Source organism: Pseudomonas sp. UBA6310, assembly GCF_002438225.1.
Lineage (GTDB): Bacteria > Pseudomonadota > Gammaproteobacteria > Pseudomonadales > Pseudomonadaceae > Pseudomonas_O > Pseudomonas_O kuykendallii.
Window position 1 is genome coordinate 1 of sequence record NZ_DJTK01000075.1, and the last position, 3,180, is coordinate 3,180.

4 protein-coding genes are annotated in these 3,180 nt (G+C 68.4%); 1 reads left to right on the forward strand and 3 read right to left on the reverse strand.

What is annotated here, in order from left to right:
* The coding region (locus B3E91_RS18420; RefSeq protein ID WP_287030889.1) for an aspartate aminotransferase family protein at positions 1-942 on the forward strand (942 nt) is incomplete at its 5' end.
* On the opposite strand, the gene moaA is transcribed toward B3E91_RS18420, so the two are convergent.
* The 3 genes from moaA to B3E91_RS18435 form a co-directional block, all read right to left on the reverse strand.
* Positions 939-1,928, reverse strand: coding sequence for a GTP 3',8-cyclase MoaA (gene moaA, locus B3E91_RS18425; RefSeq protein WP_287030890.1), 990 nt, complete (start codon positions 1,926-1,928; stop codon positions 939-941). The genes B3E91_RS18420 and moaA overlap by 4 nt on opposite strands.
* Before the next feature lie 2 nt (positions 1,929-1,930).
* Positions 1,931-2,821, reverse strand: a complete 891-nt coding sequence (gene fdhE, locus B3E91_RS18430) for a formate dehydrogenase accessory protein FdhE (RefSeq protein WP_287030891.1) — start codon at positions 2,819-2,821, stop codon at positions 1,931-1,933.
* The coding region (locus tag B3E91_RS18435; RefSeq protein ID WP_287030893.1) for a cytochrome b/b6 domain-containing protein at positions 2,818-3,180 on the reverse strand (363 nt) is incomplete at its 5' end. The genes B3E91_RS18435 and fdhE, both read right to left, overlap by 4 nt.

The window sequence follows — 3,180 nt, forward strand, 5'->3', positions numbered from 1 at the left end:
ATGGCCAAGCTGGTCACCGGCAAGTACGAGATCGTGGGGTTCGCCCAGTCCTGGCACGGCATGACCGGAGGCGCGGCGTCGGCCACCTACAGCGCCGGGCGGCGCGGCGTGGGACCGGCGGCAGTCGGCTCGTTCGCTATTCCCGCGCCGTTTCCCTACCGGCCGCGCTTCGAGCGCAACGGCGAGTTCGACTGGCGGGGCGAGCTGGATTACGCCTTCGACCTGATCGACCGGCAATCCAGTGGCAACCTGGCGGCGTTCATCGCCGAACCCATCCTCAGCTCCGGTGGGATCATCGAGCTGCCCGACGGCTACATGGCGGCGCTGAAGCGCAAGTGCGAAGAGCGCGAGATGCTGCTGATCCTCGACGAGGCGCAGACCGGCATCGGCCGCACCGGGATGATGTTCGCCTGCGAGCGCGAAGGCGTCCCACCGGACATACTGACCCTGTCGAAAACCCTCGGCGCCGGCCTGCCGCTGGCGGCGGTGGTCACCTCGACGGCGATCGAGGAGCGCGCCCACGAACTCGGCTACCTGTTCTACACCACCCATGTCTCCGATCCGCTGCCCGCCGCGGTCGGCCTCAAGGTGCTCGAGGTGGTGGAACGCGACGGCCTGGTGCAGCGCGCCAACCTGATGGGCGCGCGCCTGCGTAACGGGCTGCTGGCGCTGCAGGAGCGCTTCGACTGCATCGGCGACGTGCGCGGCCGCGGGCTGCTGCTGGGCATGGAAATCGTCAAGGACCGGCAGAGCAAGGAACCGGCCTCGGAGCTGGGCAGCGCGATCACCCGCGAATGCATGAAGCTCGGACTGAGCATGAACATCGTCCAGCTGCCGGGCATGGGAGGGGTGTTCCGCATCGCGCCGCCGCTGACGGTCAGCGAGGCGGAAATCGACCTCGGCCTGGCGTTGCTCGGGCAGGCGATGCAGAACGTGCGCTAGCCGCCGCTGGCGTTCATGAAGCGCGCCACCTGCACGTCGCCGGCGAGGCTGAAGTCATGGCCGGCGGCCTTCTCCAGCACGGCGCCGTCGATGGCCGCGTGCAGGGCGCGGTCGTCGGCTCCGTTGCGCATCAGTTCGCGCAGGTCGAGTGCCTCGGCATGGCCCAGGCACAGCAACAGGCGGCCTTCGGCAGTGATGCGCAGACGGTTGCAGCTGGCGCAGAAGTTTTCCGAGTGCGGCGAGATGAAGCCGACCCGCGTGCCGGGATGGTCGGGCAGACGCAGGTAGCGCGCCGGGCCGCCGCTGCGCTCGTCGCAGTCGATCAGCGCATAACGCCGGGCGATCAGCGCGCGCACCTCGTCGCTGGAACAGAATCGCTCGCCGCGTGAATGGCCGACGTCGCCCAGCGGCATTTCCTCGATGAAGCTGATGTCCAGCCCACGGGCGACGGCGTAGTCGACCAGGTCGAGCACTTCATCGGCGTTGCGTCCCTTCATCACCACGGTGTTCAGCTTGATCCGGGCGAAGCCGGCCTGGCGCGCGGCTTCGATTCCGTCGAGAACGCGCTGCAGATCGCCGTTGCGGGTGATCGCCCGAAAGCGTTGTGGATAGAGGCTGTCGAGGCTGATGTTAAGCCGGCGCACACCGGCGGCAGCGAGCGGCGCCGAGAGCTTGACCAACTGTGAGCCGTTGCTGGTCAGCACCAGTTCGTCGAGGCCGGGCAGGGCGGCAATGCGTTCGCAGAGCCCGACGATGCCCGGACGCAGCAGCGGCTCGCCGCCGGTGAGGCGGATCTTCCGGACGCCGCGGCCGACGAACACCCGCGCCAGGCGATACAGCTCCTCGAGGTCGAGCAACTGGCGGCGCGGCAGGAAGTGCATGTCTTCCGCCATGCAGTAGACGCAACGCAGGTCGCAGCGATCGGTGACCGACAGGCGCAGGTAGTCGACCGTGCGGCCGATGCCGTCGCGCAGGAAGGCGCCCACCGTCAGCCGGGCAACAGGAAGGGATTGAGGCCGCTGCGGGCGAAGCCCTCGCGCTCCACGTCCGCATCCAGCGCGAGGCTGGCGAGGTCGTCGGCGATGGCTTCGAGCTGATGGTCGCGATCGAGGTAGAGCACCTTGAGGTAACTCTCGCACTCGTTGCAGCTCTCGGCCTTGATCGTGGCGTTCTCGCTGTCCAGCGACCAATAGTCGAGCGGCCCGGTGTGCTCGCAATTGCTGCAGGTGGCGCGGACCATGTGCCAGCGGCTTTCGCAGAGGCCGCAGTGCAGGTAGCGCAGGCCGTCGATGATCACGCTGACGGCGGGTGACTGGGCGCACACCGGGCACAGCTGGCGTTGCCCGCCGGGGCCGACGCAGGCATGCAGCGGCAGGCGCGCGGCCAGCTGCGTCCAGTACAGCGACAGCGCGCTCCAGAGGAACAGCGCGCGGTCGCTGCCGACCTCCGCATGGCGACCTCCGAGCAGGGCGTCGGCCAGCGTTTCCAGTTGCGCGGGCGACTGCTCGCGCAAGCCTTCCAGTACCTTGCGCACAGGCGGCGTGGCGCCTCCCAGCAGCTCATCGGCGAGGCCGTGCAGCACTTGCTGCCAGTGCGGGGAACGCGGCAACCTGAGGGCGTCCAGAGGTGCTCCATCGCCTGCCGCCAGCTCCTTTCCAACCTCTGCGGGCAGCGACGCGCGTTCCACCAATTGCTGCTGGGCCGTGGCGATGCGTGCGGCGAAGTTGAGGTAGTCGGCCATCGCGTGGCCCTCGGCCAGGGCCCGCAAGCGCGAGGCGCGACGGCTGTAGAGGCCGTCGAGACGTGGCAGCAGCAGCGGCTCGATCCGGCCGATGCCGCCGCGGGGCTGCTCGACCGGGGTCAGCCTGATGCTGTTCATGGTGCGTCCTTCTTGCCGGTGACCTGGCGGTACCAGCGCGGGTGGTGGGTGCGCGCCCATTTGCGGCTGACGTAGCCGCTGGACATGGCGTCCACCGAGCCCTTGACCCAGAAGGCCAGGTAGATGTGGCCGATCACCAGCAGCATCAGCAGGATGCCGGCGAGGGTGTGGAGGAACAGGCCGATACGGATCGTCGGGATCGAGAACAGCGGGGCGAAATACGGCCGCCAGATCAGCACGCCACTGACCAGCAGCAGCGAGATCAGGCCCATGATTCCCCAGAACAGCACCTTCTGCCCGGCGTTGTACTTGCCGGTGTCCAGCTCTTCGTTGTGATCGCCCTTGAGCACCTGGCCGAT